This is a genomic window from Salinibacterium xinjiangense (genome assembly GCF_014645015.1).
Taxonomy (GTDB): Bacteria; Actinomycetota; Actinomycetes; order Actinomycetales; family Microbacteriaceae; genus Rhodoglobus; species Rhodoglobus xinjiangensis.
In genome coordinates this window covers 664,255-681,552 of the sequence record NZ_BMLC01000001.1, presented here as the reverse complement: position 1 = coordinate 681,552, position 17,298 = coordinate 664,255, and the positions used below count along the sequence as shown (strand labels likewise).

Here is a 17,298-nt window from a genome sequence, read left to right as displayed (position 1 = left end):
TTCTGACGGGGTCGCCTTCATACATGTCACGTTCTTTTTCCTCGAGACTGCCGCTCTCCCGCTTCGAGATGGACAGGGATAACCTCGCCCGCGAACGCGAGAACCTCTTCGAGGAGCTGTGGGCAGACCCGGCCACGCGCATCCTGCCGATCTTCGAGGGTTCGGCTCTGCTGTCGTCGCCGACCAGCCTCGCCCTCGTCCCCGTCGACGCGATTCCCCATGGTGGACTCAGGGTCTACCTCGGCCGTTCCCTGTCGACCACGAGCCCTGAACCCGCTGGCACGCCCGTCGTCGCGGTGCTGCTCGACGATGCGGGTCATCTCGCGGAGGCCGACTGGGGCAACCTCCGCACACTGGGCAACAGGCTCAGCGACCGGGATGCCGGCATGCTCGTCGAGGCGCTCGGGGTGCTGAATTGGCACGCGAGCCATGCATTCTCGCCGCGCACCGGTGAGCCCACGATCGTGGAGAAGGGTGGATGGGTTCGGCGCGATCCGATCTCCGACACCGAGGTCTTCCCGCGAACGGATGCTGCCATCATCGTCGGTATCACCGACGCGGACGACCGGATGCTTCTGGGCTCGAATGCGCTGTGGGAGAGCAACCGCTTCTCGCTGCTGGCCGGTTTCGTGGAGCCGGGGGAGTCGCTCGAGACCGCTGTGCACCGCGAGGTGCTCGAGGAGTCCGGCATCCACGTGATCGATCCCGTCTATCTCGGAAGCCAGCCCTGGCCGTTCCCCGCGTCGCTCATGCTCGGCTTCACCGCAAAGGTCGATCCTGAGCACGGTACAGATGCCACCCCTGACGGCACCGAGATCCTCGACCTTCGCTGGTTCAGCCGCGAAGAGTTGGCCGCAGCCGTCGATGACGCGAACGGGCCGGAGGTCAGGCTCCCCGGGCCGACCTCTATCGCCCGCGCGATCATCGAGGAATGGTTCGGCGGCCCGATCCCTGACGGGCAGTGACGGCCATCAGTGATGCTGAGCGAACGGGTGCGCGACCGATGACCGGCACGGCCGAATCGCTGCTTGATGGCCTGGATGACCAGCAGAGGATGGCGGCGGAGGCGTTGCTCGGGCCCGTCTGCCTGCTGGCGGGTGCCGGCACGGGTAAGACCCGCGCGATCACCCATCGCATCGCGTACGGCGTCGCGACAGGGGTATACCCTCCCGGCCGCGTCATGGCGCTCACCTTCACCGCGCGCGCGGCGGGTGAGCTGCGCGGCCGGCTCCGGGCGCTGGGAGCCGGGGGAGTCTCGGCACGCACGTTCCACGCATCAGCTCTTTCGCAATTGAATTTCTTCTGGCCCCAGGTGATCGGGGGCACGATGCCGAGGCTGCTCGAGGGGAAGGCGAAGGTGATCGCGCATGGCGCGGATGCGCTGCGGCTCAAGCTGGACACGGCGACCCTGCGCGACGTTGCGGCCGAGATCGAGTGGCGCAAGACCTCGAGACTGTCGATCGAGGAGTACGCCGCGAAGAACCGACCGGTTGCTCAGTCGCTGACACCGGACAAGATGGTGGCATTGCATTCTGCGTACGAGACCGTCAAAGACGAACGCCGGCAGATCGACTTCGAGGATGTGCTGCTGGCAGCGGCCGGCATGATCGAGGCGGAGCCGCGAGTCGCGCAACAGGTGCGCGAGCAATACCGCTTCTTCGTGGTCGACGAGTACCAGGACGTCTCGCCCCTGCAACACGACCTGCTGCAGCTCTGGCTGGGGCCACGCAACGATGTGTGTGTCGTGGGTGACGTGAGCCAGACGATCTACTCGTTCGCCGGTGCGAGCCCGGATTACCTGCTCGGCTTCGGTTCAGAACACGAGGATGCCGTCGTGATCAGGCTCGAGCAGAACTACCGGTCGACACCCGCCATCGTCGCGACGGCAAACCGGCTGATGCGTGACAAGCCGGGGGCTCTCACCCTGCATCCGGTGAGCGATCGCACGGGATCGGCTCCGGTCACCACCGCATACCCCTCCGACAGCGCGGAGGCCAGGGCGGTGGCGAACGCCATCGCTGCAGAGATCGCCACCGGCACGAAGCCGGAATCCATCGCCGTGCTGTTCAGGATCAACGCGCAGTCCCAGGCTCTCGAGACCGCGCTCGCCGACGCCGGGGTGCCCTACCTCATGCGTGGTTCCAGTCGGTTCTTCGACCAGCGTGAGGTGAAAGAGGCGCTCATGCTGTTGCGGGGCGCGACCGTGAACACCGCTGTCGAGCCCCTGTTCAAGACGATGAGCGATGTGCTGCGATCCATCGGCTGGTCCCAGGATCCGCCAGAGGCCCGCGGCGCCGTCCGTGACCGCTGGGATTCGCTCAACGCGCTCATGCACCTGGCTGAGGAGGCTCCGGCCGGCACGAGTCTGCGCCAGTTCGTCGACGAGCTGTTCGAACGCCAGGCCGGCCAGCACGAGCCGACGATGGCGGCCGTGACACTGGCCACCCTCCACTCGGCCAAGGGGCTCGAGTGGGATTCGGTCTACCTGGTCGGCCTCGCCGAAGGCCTCGTGCCGATCAGCTACGCGAAGGATCCCACGGCAATCGAGGAGGAGCGTCGGCTGCTCTACGTCGGCGTCACGCGTGCGCGTCGGTCTCTCGCCCTCAGTTGGGCGACGAGCCCGCAGCAGGGACGATCGGGGCAACGGTCGCCCAGCCGATTCCTGGCAGAACTGGCCTGAGCGAGCGGTCGTTCGCGATCTCTTCCAGCTCCCGGATGCCGCGGCAGCCGCATTCCGGATGCACCTGCCACTGCCGCCGCCGCCGCTCACCCGTGGCGCCGTCGATGCGCACGGACTCCGCAGCGCCGCCGGCCGGGCGCTGAAGCCGGTCGATGACCATCCGTGCCGCGGCCGCCGCCGTCTCCGCCACGAGGATCGCCGTCTCGACACCGCTCACCCGCCCCAGCAGCTGCGAGGCTATCGCGGGCCACGCCCGGTCGGCGTCCCGGTGGTGCAGTTCGAGGCAGAGAAGGCATGGGCCGGTTCCGGGTTCGATCATGGGCCCGATGATGGTCGCGGTGTCTCCCACCACGACGCCCAGGTGCGGGATGTCACGGCGCAGCCACAGCGCGTGCAACTCTGGCGCGAGCACGAAGTGGCCGACGATGATCGCGACGTCGGGCTGGGACTCCGCAAGGTCGGCCGCGTCGGCGGCGACGAGTACGGCGACCCCGCGACTGGCGAGGAGTGCGGCGATGGCGTTGGCGAGCGTCTCGCTTCCCGAGATCGCGACGGTGCTGAGCCCCGGCCTTGGCACCGATTCGAGGGCCGGGGCCACGAGTTCAAGCAACTCATCCCTGGCGGCGGCAGCCTCCGGCCCGCGTCCACCGGCCATCATCGCAAGCCCGGGAGCACTCGTGCCCACTGCGAGGGCGGCGAGCATGCGCTGCTGCGCGTCGGTGACGTCATCGATGCGCACGACAACTGGATCGATGCCGACCTGCATGCCGAACGGCGAACGCCACACGAGGGGGAGCCGGGGGTCGAGCCTGAGCGTCATCCGCCCAGTGTGACCGGCTCGCAGGATTCCTCGCGCGAACCGTCCACAACTATTCTTCGCGTGGCCGTTCGCTCGTGTCGTCGTTCAGCAGGTCTTCGATGGCCTGGTCGATGTCGTCGGGTTCGGGCTGGCCGGCCGTGATGCGGGCGATGAGCGCCGTCGGGTCGTCGAGGTCGGCGGCGGTGGGTACCAGGTCGGGATGCGACCAGAGTTCATCCCTCTTGTCACTGCCGACCGCATCCGTCACCTTCTGCCACATTGCTGCCGCTTCACGCAGGCGTCGCGGCCGTAATTCGAGGCCGACGAGGGTGGAGAAGGCAGACTCGGCGGGTCCACCGGATGCACGCCTGCGGCGCACGGTCTCGGCGATGGCCGCGCTCGACGGTAGGCGCCTCGTCGCTTCGGCCGTGACCACATCGACCCAGCCCTCGACGAGCGCGAGGGTCGTCTCGAGCCGACCGAGAGCGGCGAGCTGGTCGTCGGTCTTGGGCGGGATCAGCGCGCCGGAGGTGAGCGCTTCGCGGAGCTGTTCGGGGTTCTCAGCGTCGAAGTCCGAGGCGAGACCCTGGATGCGCTCGGTATCGATGCTGATGCCCCGCGCGAATTCGGTGATCGAGGTCAGCAACTGCAGCCTGAGCCACCTGGCGTGACGGAACAGTCGTGAGTGGGCGAGTTCGCGCACGGCGAGATAGAGCTGCACCTGGTCGATGGGGATGTCGAGGCCCGCGCCAAATCCAGACACGTTCTGGGGGAGGATGGCGACCTGGTCACCGTCGAGCAGGGGGATGCCGATGTCGCCACCGGAGACGACCTCGCTCGAGAGCTGGCCGACGACCTGGCCGAATTGCATCGCGAAAAGGGTACCTCCGACGTTGCGCATCATCCTGCTCGCGCCCTGGAGCATGTCGTCGAGTTCGCCGCCTTCCGGTGCGCTCTGCTTGAGAACATCGGTGAGGGAGTCGGCGATGGAGTTCGCGACGGGCTCCGCCAACTGGGTCCAGATCGGCATCGTCGCTGTCACCCACTCCTGGCGGCTCATCAACTTCGGAGTTCCGGACAGTTCGGAGATGGTGGTGGCTTCGTCGAGCCAGAGCGATGCCACGTGCAGTGCCTGCTCGAGGGCAGATCGTTCGGCGGGCAGCGACACGACAGTGCCACGCTCGGCGATGCCCTTCGCTTGGTCGAGTGCCAGGTCCCAGTTGATGCCGTCATTGCTGCCCTGCATTGCGGCCTGGAGCTGGCTGATCAATTGAGCGATCATCGCCGGATCGTCGGGCAGCCCCGCGGCGCCCGCCAGCTTGGCCGGGTCGATGTTGGTGTTGCCGGCCAGGAAGTCTTTGAGCATGTCGCGAAATTCGTCTTCAGGATTTCCTGCGTCACCGTCGTTCCGGGAATCTTCAGCCATGCAAACTACGCTAGCCGCTGGGCACTCGTACCGGCTGGGATTTGACCTAGGCTGGGCTCTTCGATCGTGCGCCCGTGGCGAACAGCCGATCTCAACTCTCGCGCGTAAGGACTACCGGTGGCCATCTTCACCGACATTTCACCCGATTCCCAGCCGCGCCCCTGGCGCCGGCGGGTCGGCTGGGCGATTCTCGGCATCGGGCTCGTCGGAGTCGTCACCGTGGCGCTCATCCCCGCTCCCTTCGTCATCGAGCAGCCGGGGCCGGTCTACAATACCCTCGGCGATGTCACGATCGACGGCAAGCAGGTGCCGATGATCCAGATTCCGGATGAGACGACCTACCCGACCGGTGGCGCACTCGACATGCTGACCGTGAGCATCCGGGGGAACCGGCAGGAGCTCCCTAACTGGCTCGAGATCGCGTCGGCCTACTTCGACCCGAGCAAGGCCGTCGTTCCGGTCGATCTGGTCTACCCGGCCGGTGTCTCGCTGGAGGACTCCAACACGCAGGGCAGGGTCGACATGGCCAACTCGCAGAAGGAGGCCGTCGCGGCTGCGCTGACGGAGCTGGGCTACACATTCCCGGGCACGGTCACGGTGGTCGAGTCATCCGCGGGCTCACCATCGGATGGGGTGCTGGCTGCGGGAGACGTGCTGCTCAGCGTCAATGGAGTCAGCTTCGCGGACGTCACAGGTCTGCGCGCCCAGATCGCTGCGAACGGTGTCGACAAGGCCGCAATTGTCGACATCACGCGTGATGGTGAGCCGAAGACGGTGTCGATCACCCCGACGCTGGCGGCGGGAGCAGACTCGGTGCCGATCATCGGCATCATCGCCGGCGGTGACTACGACTTCCCGATCGACGTGAAGATCCAGCTCGAGAACGTCGGCGGCCCGAGCGCAGGCATGATGTTTGCACTCGGCATCATCGACAAGCTCACGGCGGGTGAGTTGAACGGTGGCGAGAACATCGCGGGCACCGGCACGATCAGCGGATCCGGCGAGGTAGGTCCGATCGGTGGCATCCAGCAGAAGTTGTACGGCGCCAAGAAGGCCGGTGCCACGTGGTTTCTCGCCCCTGCCTCGAATTGCAACGAGGTCACGGGCCACATCCCGGCCGGGCTGACGGTGCTTTCGGTTGCCACCCTGAAGGAGGCGCTGGACGCGCTCATGGCGATCGAATCCGGCGCTTCGACGAGCTCGCTGCCTGCATGCCCGGTGTCGTAGCCTCACGCACGCGCCGGGGGGTTTTCCCAGCTTGCCCTTTACGATAGAACCACGATCCCCAACAGCAGGAGCAACAACACAGTGTCGACACAATCCGCACCGGCCGCAGCAAACCGAACGAGGGTCACCCTCACCATCACGGCGGTGATCATTGCGGTAGTGGTAATCGCGTTCTTCGTGGTCTCCAACCTGTACACCGAAGTGCTCTGGTACGACCAGCTCGGCTTCCTGAACGTCCTGACCACGCAGTGGTTCGCTGGGGTGGCGATGTTCCTCGTCGGATTCTTCGGCATGGCGATCCCCGTATACGTGAGCATCCTGGTGGCGTTCCGCGCAAGGCCCGTGTACGCGAAGCTCAACTCGCAGCTCGACCGCTACCAGCAGGTGATCGAGCCGCTTCGTCGCCTGGCGATGGTCGGCATCCCCGTGCTGCTCGGTGTCTTCGGAGGTGTCTCGACGGCCACCAATTGGCCGATCGTGCTCCAGTGGCTGAACAAGACCCCGTTCGGCCAGACCGACCCGCAGTTCGGCCTCGACGTGTCGTTCTACTTCTACGACCTTCCGCTGTTCCACGGTGCGCTCGGGTTCGCGTCAGCCGTCGTGCTGATTTCCGCTATCGGCGCGCTCGCCACGAGCTACCTCTATGGGGCACTCAGGTTCAATGGACGTGAGGTGCGGATCTCCCGCTCCGCGCGCATCCAGATCTCCATCACCGCAGCAGTGTTCATCGCGCTGCAGGCAGCAAGCATCTGGCTCGACCAGTACACGACCCTCTTCACGAAAGGTCAGGGTTTCCTGGCGACCGGAGCTGGCTACACGGAGGCCAATGCGACCATCCCGGGCCGCGCCATCCTCGCCGGCATCGCCGCGGTCGTCGCCATCCTCTTCATCGTGACGGCCATCATCGGCCGCTGGCGCCTCCCCGTCATCGGCACGGCACTGCTGCTGGTCAGCGGGCTGGTCGTCGGCAGCCTTTACCCGTGGGTCGTGCAGCGTTTCCAGGTCCAGCCGAGCGCGCAGACCTACGAAGCTCCCTACATCCAACGAAACATTGACGCGACGCGCGATGCGTACGGCGTCGCCGGTGTCGAAGAGGTTCCCTACAGCGCAACCTCCAGCGCCGAACCGGGCGCGCTACGCGCGGATGCCGAGACGACGGCCAACATCCGCATCCTGGACCCCGCGATTGCCCCGAACGCATTCAAGCAGCTCGAACAGTTCAAGCAGTACTACGATTTCGCTCCGCACCTGGATGTCGACCGTTACGACATCGACGGCAAGACCCAGGACACGGTGATCGCGGTTCGCGAGCTCAACCAGGCCGGTCTGGGTGACTCGCAGACCGACTACAGCAACACCTTCGTCTACACCCATGGATACGGCCTTGTGGCGGCGTACGGCAACCAGCGTTCGTCTGACGGCGAGCCGGTGTTCCTCGAGTCGGGAATCCCCAGCGTCGGGGCACTCGGCGACTTCGAGCCCCGTGTGTACTTCGGCGAGCAGTCGCCCGCATACTCGATCGTGGGCGGGCCGGAGGGCAGCAAGGCCATCGAGCTCGACTATCCGTCGGGTGGCGCGGAAAGCGACCAGAACGCGACAACCACTTTCGCCGGTGATGGTGGGCCGAAGCTCGACAATGTGTTCAAGAAGCTCATTTACGCGATCAAGTTCCAGTCTGAGCAGATCTTCCTGTCGGATGCCGTGACCAACGATTCGCAGGTGCTCTACGATCGCAACCCGCGCGATCGGGTGCAGAAGGTCGCGCCGTACCTGACCCTCGACAATGATTCTTACCCGGCGGTAGTCGATGGAAAGATCGTCTGGATCGTCGATGGCTACACCACGGGAACGAACTACCCGTATTCGCGTGTCGAGAACCTCAGCGACATGATCGCAGACACGTACCAGCCGCGACCTGCGTTTTCCGTCAATGACGTGAACTACATCCGCAACTCGGTCAAGGCCACCGTCGACGCCTACGACGGAACCGTCACCCTCTACTCGTGGGATGACAAAGACCCCGTGCTCAAAACCTGGGAGAAGATCTTCCCGACGACGATCAAGCCGATGAGTGACATGAGCGACCAGCTTCTGGAGCACGTACGCTACCCGGCTGACCTATTCAAGGTGCAGCGCGCGATTCTCGGGTCGTATCACGTGACCGACCCAGGGTCGTTCTTCTCGAGCGATGACCAGTGGATCACCCCGGATGACCCGGTGAGTGCGGCCGCGGCGCAGACCCTGCAGCCGCCGTACTACCTCACGATGCAGGTGCCAGGCACGGATGCTCCGGCATTCTCGCTGTACTCGACGTTCATCCCGAGGGCGAGTGCAGACTCCACGCGTAACGTGCTGACCGGATACCTCGCGGTGAACTCTGACGCGGGGCCGGACTACGGCAAGCTGACGCTGCTCACCCTGCCCAAGCAGACGACGCAGCCCGGCCCCGGCCAGGTGCAGAATAATTTCCGCACAGACACCGAGGTGGCCAACCAGCTCGCGCTGCTGCAGCGTGGTGAGACCGAAGTCAGGCTGGGTAACCTCCTGACGCTGCCCGTCGGCGGCGGGTTGCTGTACGTGCAGCCTGTGTATGTGCAGGCCACCAGCGGAACGCAGTATCCGCTGCTGCGCAAGGTGCTCGTCTCGTTCGGTGATCAGATCGCCTTCGAAGACACCCTCAACCAGGCGCTGGACACCCTCTTTGGAGGTGACTCGGGAGCGAGCGCCGGCGATGGCCAGGTGGTTCCGACGGATCCGACCATACCCGTCGATCCGACGGTGCCGACGACTCCCACCACGCCGACGACTCCGACAGACAATGCCGCACTGAGCCAAGCCCTGGCTGCTTACCAGGCTGCACTGTCTGACCGCCAGGCAGCGTACGCTTCCGGCGACCTGGTCGCTGCGGGTGAGGCTGACGCGCGAATGGTGACAGCCATCAACCAGGCGATCGCCGCGACGAGCTAGCCGGTTCCGACCGCCGTCAGGCTTCCACCCCGCGCTGTGTTACGCTTGTAGTACGCCGCGGGGTGGAGCAGTTCGGTAGCTCGCTGGGCTCATAACCCAGAGGTCGCAGGTTCAAATCCTGTCCCCGCAACGAAAAGCAAACAAAGGCCCGATCGGAAGATCGGGCCTTTGTGCTTTCCACTTCGACTACGGATCTGACTACGTCTCCATTGGTTGACAGAAGTAGGTTCGTAACATGGCTGAGCCGAGTGGCAACCGCACTATCGCAGCGAATATCTCTCGCAACGATGCGTCAGGCGAGTCCGTGACCGGCACTCTCTCCTTCTCGGACCAGCGACCAGCCAATACGATCACGCTGTCTGGAGTGTTTCCGAGCGATTCCATTGACCTCGAGGCCTTCTTCACTGGGGTCAACGAGATCGAAAACTACCCGCTACTCCACCTCCAGACGGCCGAGGGCTTCTTTACCGCCATCGACAGCCGGGTTATACGGTCCACGCAGAATCTGGGCGGCTCGAAGCTGTCAGAGAAGGTGCTCCTGCCGCGGTTCCTTATCCGCGGCTCGGTGTTGCTGCGGGAGCATGAGCTGGGCGTCACTGACGCGACTGTTCGGTTCTGGGATCAGGATGAATGGGCACAATGTTCCAGTTGGAAAGTGAAAAACACGACCGAAGAAGATCCGGACGTCACCATCGTTCAGATGGCTAGACCAACGGTGACCGCTATCGTCAACGGTGCGACAATCTCGCTGAAGGACCAATCGCCTCGGGCGTACTTTCCCATCGGTAACCGCGAGGTCACGATGCGGCAGTCGCGCGTATTCCGCCTGACGTTTGATAGCGAGATCCCACTGAAAGACTTCATGCGGGACTAGCCACGTCCGCTGGCTTTCTTGATCTCCTCTGGCTCTCGCCAGACTTCAGGCATCGACTCGCTCAGCATCCACAACCGGGGGTGGCTGTCTGATCAGGATGGGCAGCTGCTCGTCGACACGTGGCTGGAGGTCATTGCGAGCAACCCCGAGCGCAGACCACCGCAACAAGGGGACGCGTATCTGCACCGGCTTCGTGATTTCGACTTCGAGCGCCGGTTGCAAACCGTGTTTGACACCTTCCAGGCACACGGCGCAGCAATTGATCAGTACCTCGACTTCATACACAACCGCCCCTCGACACCCATGGTTCGGTTGACGTTGCTCGCACAATTGGTGGAGACACTCGATCGCTCTCTCAACGTCGATGCTCCGCTAACCCGCGAGGTCGAGTGCAGCGCGAAAGAGGTTGAGAAGCTCCTCAAGACGCGCGAGCAGTTGAGAAGCTACGCATCAACGGCCGAACGGGCAGTGCGTGAGTCGATTCGACCTACATTGAGCCATCGCCTCAGCAGGCTTGACAGGCAGACCGGAAAGTTAGTCTCAGACGCGCTTGGCAGCGGCAAGTGGAAGAGCGACGTGCCCGCTGTGAGGAATGCCGTGATCCATGGCCTGCCGAGTGCGAAGTTCCCTACAACCAACGTGATTCCGCTGCAGGTTGCAGAGGAAATCTTGAACCTGCTGTGTGAAGCGCGAATGCTGCTCGCGCTCGGATTCGAGACGGACGGCGTTAAGAAGGTTCTGATCGAAAACGATTCAGGATGGTGGGGTCGTCGCTCAGACATAGTGATCTACCTCGACACTTTCGCGGAGTTTGCGGCGTACGGGAGAGGCACGTCGGGTGGACCCGACGCATAGCGGCAGAACCAACAGGAGGCTCTCAATCAGAGATCGACTGTCGACCAATCCTGAATCGGGCAGCCCTGGACGGCCGGCAGCAGATGGAGGACTTGATGAACAACTTTGAGGAACGGGATCGCACCCGCGCATGCGTCGAGTTTGTCAATACCGTCGCGGAGGTCGTCCTCGTCCTCGATGGAATCCTCGTGCGGTCCAAAGGTCGCCCCCGTTGCGCCAGACGAAGGGTGCACAGCCCCTCGGACATGAGAGACAGTTGCGCAGTCAGCATCACAGAAACTTGAGACTCCGTTTCCGTTCACTCGGCATTTCCGTTCGATTAGCCGGCCGTTCACCCAGACCTCACAGGCTCTTGTCATGAGAACCCATCGCTTCGCTGCAGCTGCGGCTGCCCTCATCGTGCCGGCCGCCCTCCTTTCCGCTGCCCCGATTGCCGCCGCTGAAGATCCCGAATCGCCGGTCTTATCGTTTGTCGGCCGATATGCGAATGGCGGGTCGGAGGTCTCAGCCGCGCTGGGCGATCGGCTCTACGTCATCGGCGAGGGCGCAACGCTGGACATCGTCGACATCAGCACCCCATCCGCGCCTGTCAAGGTTCGAACGGTCGACCTCGCCGGCTTCGGAGCATCCATAACGTCCGTCGCTGCCACCGAAGGCCGCGTTGCCGTCGCGATGCCTGCTGTTGACAAGACCGACAACGGTGCCGTTGTTCTTCTCAACCCGGCAGGAAGGGTGCTCCGCAGCGCGACGGTTGGCGCGAACCCCGACATGCTGACATTCGATTCGACGGGCAACCGCATCGTGGTCGCGAACGAGGGCGAACCGAACTCGTACCGTCCGCAGGACGACCCCGATGGCTCGGTGAGCATCATCAGTGTGCAGGAGTTGCTCGCCAAAAAGGTGGACGCCGTACGCACCGTCGGCTTTACGGCGTTCAATGTCGGAGCGCCACGGCACAGCGAACTTCCCGCCGGCGTGCGGGTGTTCGGCCCCGGGGCGTCAGTGGCCCAGGACCTCGAGCCTGAGTACGCGGTCGTCGAGGGCGACACTGTGTTCGTCACCCTCCAGGAGAACAACGCGATCGCGGAGATAGACCTGGCCAGTGCGACAGTTACAGCCATCCGGGCCCTCGCAGCGAAGGATCACAGCCAGCCCGGAAACGGCCTTGACGCAAGTGATCGCGACAACGGGGCCAACGGACCGGCGATCAACATCGCCAACTGGCCAGTGTTCGGCCTGCCGCTGCCCGACGGGCTCGCCTCGTTCACCGCAGGTGGCGAAACATACCTCATCTCCGCGAACGAGGGCGACGCCCGGCAGGATTGGCCCGGCTACGAGGAGGAGATCCGCGTCGGCAGCAGCGCCTACCGCCTTGACCCGACCAAATTCCCCAACGCAGCTGCGCTCAAGAACAACGCAGCGCTCGGTCGGCTCACTGTCTCGAAAGCATCCGGTGACACGGATGGGGACGGCGACTACGACCGGATCGAAGCGTTTGGTACGCGCTCCGTGACCATCTGGACCACGTCGGGCGAGGTTGTGTGGGACAGCGGTGACAGGATCGAGCGCGCCACCGCGGCGGCGTATCCGCTGAACTTTAATGCGAGCAACACGAACAGCGCGCTGGACGACCGTAGCGACAACAAGGGGCCCGAGCCGGAGGGCGTCACCATCGGCGTGATTGGATCGCGCACCTACGCGTTCGTCGGCCTCGAGCGGATCGGCGGGTTTATCGCGTTCGATATCACCGACCCGACCTCGCCTACTCTGGTTCAATACGCGAACAGCCGTGACTTCTCCGCCAGCGCGAAAGCCCCGACCAACGACTCCGGTCCCGAGGTCATCGAATTCGTGAGCGCCGACGATTCACCCAGCGGCGTTCCACTGGTTATTGTCAACAACGAGATCTCCCACACGGTTTCGATCTGGTCGTTTGTGCCGTAGGGGACTAGCCACTCCCGCGTGATTTCATGCTTCCGAGTGTGAGCAGGCTCGGGGTCAGCATGCAATGTCTCGGGTGCATCTCGGGCCCGCCCAAAGCTGGACGGACTTGCATCGCAAGGGGATGATCGACGCATGTCCAAGAAGATTGATGACGCGATAAGAGACTAGACGAAGGCACTCCCTAAGCACGCACACGTCGCGACCGCTGGATCGACGTCAGTGAAGAAGACGCAGCGTGCTGCCGCTCAAGTCGCGGGTGCTGCGAGCGCCTATGCCGAAGCTATACACGCGACGTCGGGTATGGAGAGCCCATTCGCCGAGGTGCTCTCGCCAGGACTGCTACTGGTGACTTTGGAGTCCTCGGCTGCCGAGCGGGATCAACTTGCCGAAAAGCGCTCGTCCAAGCCGGCCGGGACCGCTGAAGCTTCCTAGGACTCAGATCTCGGGAAAACTAACTACCCCTGGTGCGTCAGGGCATCGGAATCGGTCGGTGGCCTCGGATGCTTAGCACGGTCTCGCTGTGCGTGATTTGATTGCGACCTCTGGACAACCTTGGCTGCCCCGTTCAACACGTTGATTGCGGATAGAGGTCCTCGCCGATGACAAGGTCCGACGCGACTTTGGACGACAGCTCGCCGTATGGTTATCGGATCTGGTGAAGCAACCCAGAGGTCGCAGGTTCAAATCCTGTCCCCGCAACGAGAAAGAAATGGCCCGGTCTTCCGACCGGGCTATTTCTCTGACCGGGCTATTTCTCTGTCTAGGAGACTTTCCCTTTCGTCTCAGGGACTCGGACGCGAAGCCAGGCCGGCGTCTCCGTAGGGGCGCCACATCCCGCCCCCGCCGCAATACGAAGAAGAGTCTCGCCCTCGCGGGGCCTTTCTTTTCGGTGTACGACGACCCGCCGGGCGAAAATATGTAAGCGCTTGCACTCACTCCTGTTTTTGCGCCATGATCGTGGGGAGGGTGGCCTTCAGCGACGACGATGTCGCTCCACCTCCTGAGGAGCATGTACATGCACGTTCGAAGACGACACACCACAGCGGGGGTCATAAGCCTTGTGCTCGCTGTTCTCGCCTCTCTCATGGCCGGGCCCACTGCGGCGACAGCAGCCACCGCTACCAATAATCCGGACTTCACCGCAAACGTGATGGCGCCGTTGGAAGTCAGCGACTTCACGCAGTTCGGCAACCAGTTGGCCGCAGTCAAGAACTACGGAGTCGACGCCGTCACGGTCGACGTCTGGTGGGGCAAGGTCGAGGCGGCCGGTGACAACCAGTTCAACTGGAGCTACTACGACCAGGTGTTCACCGCGATCACGAGCCGTGGGCTCGACATCGTGCCGATCTTCTCGTTCCACCAGTGCGGCGGCAACGTTGGCGACACCTGCAACATCCCTCTGCCCTCATGGCTCTCGGGCAAATACACCGGCGTAACGCTCAACGGCGTCACGCTCGATGGCAATGGACTGAAGCACCGCAGCGAGCAGGGCAATTTCTCGAACGAAACGGTTCAGGGTTGGGCTGATCAGCTGGTGCTGAACGAATACCAGGCCTTCACGCAGGCGTTCGTCGCCCGCTACGGTACGACCTACGCCACGCGCATGCAAGAGATCAACGTCTCACTCGGCCCGGCCGGTGAACTGCGGTATCCGTCGTACAACGGCCACGATTCGGGCACCGGATATCCCACCCGTGGCGCCCTCCAGTCGTACTCGCCGCTCGCGATCAAGAGTTTCCAGCAGTGGGCTATCGCCAAGTACGGAACGATCGCGGCGGTCAATGCGGCCTGGGGATCCAGCGTCACTACGGCATCCCAGATCCAGCCGCCGAGCAACGCGGGCTTCTTTTTCTCATCGGGTGACTATCGCCTCGTCACCTACGGCAAGGATCTCATCGACTGGTACAACAAGAGCCTCGTCGACCATGGCGAGCGGATGCTCGACACGGTGCTCCTCGCCCTGGGAACGTCGTTCCCGGCAGCCGAGATCGGCTACAAGATCCCCGGTATCCACTGGTCGATGACCGGGCCGACGCCGCGTGCAGCGGAGGTCGCCGCCGGGCTCATCCAGACCAGCGTCGACATGTACGCGGCGAATACCGGTCGTGGCTACGCCAACATCGTGGGGCTGGCGAACCGCGTCTCCGATTCGGGTCGGGCAGCGATCCTGCACTTCACCTGCCTCGAGTTCAACGACGAGAACTTTGCTCCGCAGTACTCGCAAGCGAAAACCCTCGTGGGTTGGGTGGGAGCCGAGGCGGGCCGCCAGAACGTGAAAATCAAGGGTGAGAACGCGCTTTCCGGGGGCATCACGTCGGACGGCGGATGGGACAACGTGAACCAGGCGTTCGATAACTTTCCATATCTTGGCATGACAGTCCTGCGGGTAGGGGAGGTCGCCTCCGGCACGGGTGCGACCCGGTACGCGCAGTTCATCCAGAAGTATCGCCCTTCGTGGACCTCCCTCTATCTACGCGGCACGAACAACAACTGGACGCTCAGCACACCGATGACGAAGTCGGGCAATGTGTGGACGGCGTCGAACGTGTCGTTCGGTTCGGCGGCGAGCCAACGATTCAAGTTCGACGTTCGCGGTGACTGGAGCCTCAACTACGGTGGTACTGGTCTCACAGGGACGGCCGTGCAGGGCGGCAATGACATCGCGGTGAGCTCCAATGCGACCTACACGATCACGTTCAACGAGTTGACGAAGGCTTACGCGGCAACGCCGTGACGCCGAGTTTGTTCACCTTCACGTTCACGAATAACAACAGCAATGGGAATGCTCCGGAGCGGCAGTAGGCGGGGCAGGCCAGCACGGTCTACGTGCTTCCCGGAAGTGCGACGGTTTTCACAACGAGACCGTAGCCGGGTCTGATAACGGATGGCGCCTGACCCGCAACGGGTCGGGCGCCATCTGCTTGCGATCAGGGTGGACTGTGTTTCGTCGTTGAAGCCTCATGCTCCAGACTGCGTTGTGGCGGCCCGCATGGTTAGCTGGTCACCATGAGATTCGGACTTTTTGTACCCCAGGGCTGGCGCCACGACCTCGTCGGCATCGAGCCAGCCGACCAGTGGCGGGCGATGAGCGACCTCGCGGTCTATGCCGACCAGGGGCAGTGGGAATCCATCTGGGTGTACGACCACTTCCACACCGTCCCCGTGGCGACCGAAGAGGCGACCCACGAGGCATGGACGCTCATGGCGGCGTTTGCGGCATCGACGTCACGCGTGCGGCTGGGTCAGATGTGCACGTGCATGGGCTACCGAAATCCTGCGTACCTCGCCAAAGTCGCGGCGACGGTCGACATCATCTCCGGCGGTCGTGCCGAGATGGGCATCGGAGCCGGATGGTACGAGCATGAGTGGAAGGCGTATGGCTACGGCTTCCCGACCGCAGGCAAACGGCTCGCACGACTTCGTGAAGGCCTCGAGATCATGCGCCAGGCGTGGACGACCGGCACCGCCACCCTCGACGGTGAGCACTACCAGGTGGATGGGGCGATAGTGAGGCCGCTCCCCTTGCAGCAGGGTGGCCCGCCGATGTGGGTGGCTGGCGGGGGCGAGAAGGTCACACTGCGCATCGCGGCGGAGTACGCGAAATATACGAACTTCGCGGGCGACCCCGAGACGTTCGACGCCAAGAGCGAGCTGTTGCGCCAGCACTGTGCCGACGCCGGAACCGACTTCGACGCGATAATACGATCAGCGAACTACAACACCATCATCGCGGCGACCGAGGCCGAGGTTTCAGCGAAGATCGATGTGATCGAAGCCAGGGTGATCCCCTACCTCGGTGAGGCGGAGGCGGCCGAGTTCGTGGCCGACTACCGCAGCGGCAACGAGTTGGGCGTGGGCACGCCAGAGCAACTTGTCGAGCGGTTCACCGATATGGCGGCCAGGGGGATGGGCTACCAGATCCACTACTTCCCCGAGGCAGCGTACGACCGCAGCGGCATCGAGCTGTTCGAGCGCGAGGTCATGCCCGCGCTCGCCTGAACTATCTGTTCGCGGTAATGGCAGAGAGCAGGGCGTCTTTTCCGAGGCGTGAATAGCCGGTGAGTCCGGTCGAGCGGGCGTGAGCGCGGAGCTGGGCGACGGTCCAGCTGGCGTTCGGTGTCGTCGCAGGCCTGGCTGGTCGTGTCTTCGGCGCGGGCGCGGCGGGCGCCTTCGACCTCTTCGCGGCGGGCGCTTCCGACTTCCTGGCGACGGGGGCCTTCTTCGCGACGGGAGCTGGCCTGGACTTCTTCGCAGCCTTTCGATCGGCCTTCGCCTTCTTCTCGGCGACCTCGGCGGCTTTCGCCTTATCGACCTTGGTCTGCGCTTTTGCGCTGGCCTTCGCCTTCGCGGCTTTCTTTTTGAGCTTCTTCGCCGCTTTCCGTGCGATGGCTTCAGCCTCGAGGGCGAGTTTGTCGAGCTTCTTGTTGGTCTTCCGCGTGAGCTTTTCCGCGCCGGTGCGGCCGCTCTTCTTCGACGGTGCCTTTTTACCTGATGCCATGGGTCTCTCCCTGTGCTGGTGGTGATGG

At 63.8% G+C, this 17,298-nt stretch carries 12 protein-coding genes and 1 tRNA gene; 10 read left to right on the top strand and 3 right to left on the bottom strand.

What is annotated here, in order from left to right:
• Positions 1 to 23 precede the first annotated feature (23 nt).
• Together nudC and IEW81_RS03225 are read left to right on the top strand one after the other, a co-directional pair.
• Positions 24 to 965, top strand: coding sequence for an NAD(+) diphosphatase (gene nudC / locus IEW81_RS03230; protein WP_097060529.1), 942 nt, complete (start codon positions 24 to 26; stop codon positions 963 to 965).
• A 38-nt stretch (positions 966 to 1,003) separates the two neighbouring features.
• Positions 1,004 to 2,680, top strand: a complete 1,677-nt coding sequence (locus IEW81_RS03225; protein ID WP_097060921.1) for an ATP-dependent helicase — start codon at positions 1,004 to 1,006, stop codon at positions 2,678 to 2,680.
• On the opposite strand, the gene IEW81_RS03220 is transcribed toward IEW81_RS03225, so the two are convergent.
• Positions 2,604 to 3,500, bottom strand: a complete 897-nt coding sequence (locus IEW81_RS03220) for a hypothetical protein (RefSeq protein WP_179691826.1) — start codon at positions 3,498 to 3,500, stop codon at positions 2,604 to 2,606. The two genes, IEW81_RS03225 and IEW81_RS03220, sit on opposite strands and share 77 nt — an antisense overlap.
• A gap of 49 nt (positions 3,501 to 3,549) precedes the next feature.
• Positions 3,550 to 4,905 carry a zinc-dependent metalloprotease gene (locus tag IEW81_RS03215; RefSeq protein ID WP_097060530.1) on the bottom strand — a complete coding sequence of 452 codons (1,356 nt, stop codon included), beginning with the start codon at positions 4,903 to 4,905 and terminating at the stop codon, positions 3,550 to 3,552.
• Positions 4,906 to 5,022: 117 nt separating this feature from the next.
• On the opposite strand from IEW81_RS03215, the gene IEW81_RS03210 reads away from it, so the two are divergent.
• The 8 genes from IEW81_RS03210 (at position 5,023) to IEW81_RS03175 (ending at position 16,771) form a co-directional block, all read left to right on the top strand.
• Entirely contained in the window at positions 5,023 to 6,132 is a 1,110-nt protein-coding gene (locus IEW81_RS03210) for a YlbL family protein (RefSeq protein ID WP_097060531.1), read from the top strand.
• An 81-nt stretch (positions 6,133 to 6,213) separates the two neighbouring features.
• Entirely contained in the window at positions 6,214 to 9,099 is a 2,886-nt protein-coding gene (locus IEW81_RS03205) for a UPF0182 family membrane protein (protein ID WP_179691827.1), read from the top strand.
• Between the two features lie 56 nt (positions 9,100 to 9,155).
• Positions 9,156 to 9,229 (top strand) — tRNA-Met (locus tag IEW81_RS03200).
• A gap of 105 nt (positions 9,230 to 9,334) precedes the next feature.
• Positions 9,335 to 9,973 (top strand): ApeA N-terminal domain 1-containing protein, encoded by a 639-nt coding sequence (locus tag IEW81_RS03195; RefSeq protein WP_097060532.1) that lies wholly within the window; start codon positions 9,335 to 9,337, stop codon positions 9,971 to 9,973.
• 18 nt (positions 9,974 to 9,991) lie between these two features.
• The gene (locus IEW81_RS03190; protein ID WP_097060533.1) at positions 9,992 to 10,828 is read left to right on the top strand and encodes a HEPN domain-containing protein; all 837 of its coding nucleotides are present in this window, start codon (positions 9,992 to 9,994) and stop codon (positions 10,826 to 10,828) included.
• A gap of 357 nt (positions 10,829 to 11,185) precedes the next feature.
• Positions 11,186 to 12,772, top strand: coding sequence for a choice-of-anchor I family protein (locus IEW81_RS03185; protein ID WP_143544657.1), 1,587 nt, complete (start codon positions 11,186 to 11,188; stop codon positions 12,770 to 12,772).
• Between the two features lie 1,015 nt (positions 12,773 to 13,787).
• Entirely contained in the window at positions 13,788 to 15,506 is a 1,719-nt protein-coding gene (locus tag IEW81_RS03180) for a family 14 glycosylhydrolase (protein WP_179691828.1), read from the top strand.
• A gap of 272 nt (positions 15,507 to 15,778) precedes the next feature.
• The gene (locus tag IEW81_RS03175; protein WP_097060537.1) at positions 15,779 to 16,771 is read left to right on the top strand and encodes an LLM class F420-dependent oxidoreductase; all 993 of its coding nucleotides are present in this window, start codon (positions 15,779 to 15,781) and stop codon (positions 16,769 to 16,771) included.
• Position 16,772: 1 nt separating this feature from the next.
• Here IEW81_RS03175 and IEW81_RS03170 read toward each other — a convergent pair whose 3' ends face one another.
• Positions 16,773 to 17,270, bottom strand: a complete 498-nt coding sequence (locus tag IEW81_RS03170) for a histone (protein WP_097060538.1) — start codon at positions 17,268 to 17,270, stop codon at positions 16,773 to 16,775.
• Positions 17,271 to 17,298 lie beyond the last annotated feature (28 nt).

Excerpts from the sequence above, each read along its gene's own strand:
- nudC (WP_097060529.1), top strand. The coding sequence starts at position 24 with ATGTCACGTTCTTTTTCCTCGAGACTGCCGCTCTCCCGCTTCGAGATG.
- IEW81_RS03180 (WP_179691828.1), top strand. The coding sequence starts at position 13,788 with ATGCACGTTCGAAGACGACACACCACAGCGGGGGTCATAAGCCTTGTG.
- IEW81_RS03175 (WP_097060537.1), top strand. The coding sequence starts at position 15,779 with ATGAGATTCGGACTTTTTGTACCCCAGGGCTGGCGCCACGACCTCGTC.
- IEW81_RS03185 (WP_143544657.1), top strand. The coding sequence starts at position 11,186 with ATGAGAACCCATCGCTTCGCTGCAGCTGCGGCTGCCCTCATCGTGCCG.
- IEW81_RS03225 (WP_097060921.1), top strand. The coding sequence starts at position 1,004 with ATGACCGGCACGGCCGAATCGCTGCTTGATGGCCTGGATGACCAGCAG.
- IEW81_RS03195 (WP_097060532.1), top strand. The coding sequence starts at position 9,335 with ATGGCTGAGCCGAGTGGCAACCGCACTATCGCAGCGAATATCTCTCGC.
- IEW81_RS03220 (WP_179691826.1), bottom strand. The coding sequence starts at position 3,500 with ATGACGCTCAGGCTCGACCCCCGGCTCCCCCTCGTGTGGCGTTCGCCG.
- IEW81_RS03215 (WP_097060530.1), bottom strand. The coding sequence starts at position 4,905 with ATGGCTGAAGATTCCCGGAACGACGGTGACGCAGGAAATCCTGAAGAC.
- IEW81_RS03170 (WP_097060538.1), bottom strand. The coding sequence starts at position 17,270 with ATGGCATCAGGTAAAAAGGCACCGTCGAAGAAGAGCGGCCGCACCGGC.